A 1764-nucleotide genomic window follows, 5' to 3' on the forward strand; every position below is an offset into this window, starting at 1 on the left:
GCGCGTCATCGACTTCGGTATCGCCCGTGCCCTGGACGCCGTCCAGCATTCCACCGGGATCTTCGGCACACCCGGGTACATGTCACCCGAGCAGGCCCGCGGTCACCCCACCGGCCCGGCGTCCGACGTCTTCTCCCTCGCCTGCGTCCTCACCTACGCCGCCACCACACACAGCCCCTACGGAGAAGCACCGGCGGCAGAGGTCATCTATCGCATCGTCAACAGCGAACCCGAACTCCGAGGTGTACCGGCCCCTTTCGCCGGCCTGCTGGCCGCCTGCCTGGCCAAGGACCCCGCCGCAAGGCCCAGCCTCGCGGACATCCTCCAGCACTTCGCCGAGCCGGCCCAGCCGGCCCGGCCGGTCATCCCATGGCTGCCGCCGGACATCGTCTCGATGATCAGCCAACGACAGGCCGCGGAGCGAACCGAGGGCCGCGTGGGGCGTCCCGGGCGCCGGGCCGTGTTGGCGACCGCCGCTCTGGGCGCCCTCGCCGCCATCGGCGTCCCCGTGGGCATCGGGCTCGCGTCCCGTGCCGGAGACGACACGGACGACACGGACGGCACAGGGGGCGACGCGCCGCGGGAGGGCGTGGACGCTGCCGTCACGCTCATCCCGGCGGCGACCCTGGATCTCGGCAGCATCGACTCGGTCCCCGCGCTCACGTACAGTCCGGACGGCGCGATGCTCGCCGTGAGCGCCGTCGAGGCGGACGTCTCGCTGTGGGACATGGCCTCCCGAAGGGAGATCGCCACCCTGTCGGTAAGCGACTCGATGGGCATCAGTGACGTCGCGTTCGGCCGGAACGGACTCCTGGCCGTCGGCTACGTCAGTGACCGGGGCATGACCCTCGGCGATTTGGTGATGGACATCGGAGCGGTCAAGCTGTGGGAGATCTCTTCTCGTGGGGCGGCCACGGAGGTCACCACGCTGTACACGGAGTCCGAGGGGCAAATCCTGGAAGCGATGACCGCGGTGGCCGTCAGCCCGGACGGCACCACCGTGGCCGGCGCCAGAAACGGTCACGACTGCATCGGAAAGGTCCCGGTGTGGGACATCTCTTCGCGGGAACTGATCCACACCTTGGTCGTCGGAGCCGGGAGGGGAACCGATATCAGCGCGGTGCGCAGTGTCGCCTTCAGCCCCGACGGCAGGACGCTGGCCGCCGGATACGGCTACGGCTTGAAGGGCGGGGTCGCGCTGTGGGATGTCCCCTCCTACTCGCCGATCGCGACCATTCCGTTGGAGAACACGGACGCCTTCGGCGTGGCATCCCTCGCGTTCAGTCCCGACGGCAGGACGCTGGCCGGTTCCTTTGGCGGGGTCGCGCTGTGGGATGTCCCCTCGCACTCATTGATCGCCTCTCTCCACGACATGAGCGATTACGGTCCCGCTTACCAGTCCGTGGCGTTCAGCCCGGACGGCTCCACGGTGGCCGGCGGTTGGAGCGCCGGAAGCTCGGGCGGAGAGGTCACCCTGTGGAACGCGCTCTCCCACGAGAAGATCGTCTCCGTGGCCGCCGGCCGCAGCGGTGCTGGCGACCTGGTGTTCAGCCCTGACGGCGAGACCCTCGCCGCCGCCATCGACACCGACGAACTGCTTTCCACCATCCAGTTGTGGACGGTCGAGTGATGCAGCCCCTGGGGCTGGGTGATTGGCGTCAGGTGGGTCCGTACCGGTTGGTGGGGAGGCTGGGGCGGGGTGGGATGCGGCGGGTGTATCTGGGCCGTTCGCCGGGGCGGCGGCTGGTGGCGGTGACGGGGGGG

General features: G+C 69.8%; 1 protein-coding gene. It reads left to right on the forward strand.

Annotated elements, in window-relative coordinates; genetic code table 11:
- A partial coding sequence (locus tag RM590_RS35335; RefSeq protein ID WP_311708914.1) for a protein kinase family protein occupies positions 1 to 1630 on the forward strand: 1630 nt, incomplete at its 5' end.
- Positions 1631 to 1764: the final 134 nt, after the last annotated feature.

It is taken from the genome of Streptomyces litchfieldiae (assembly GCF_031845365.1).
Classification (GTDB): Bacteria; Actinomycetota; Actinomycetes; order Streptomycetales; family Streptomycetaceae; genus Streptomyces; species Streptomyces litchfieldiae.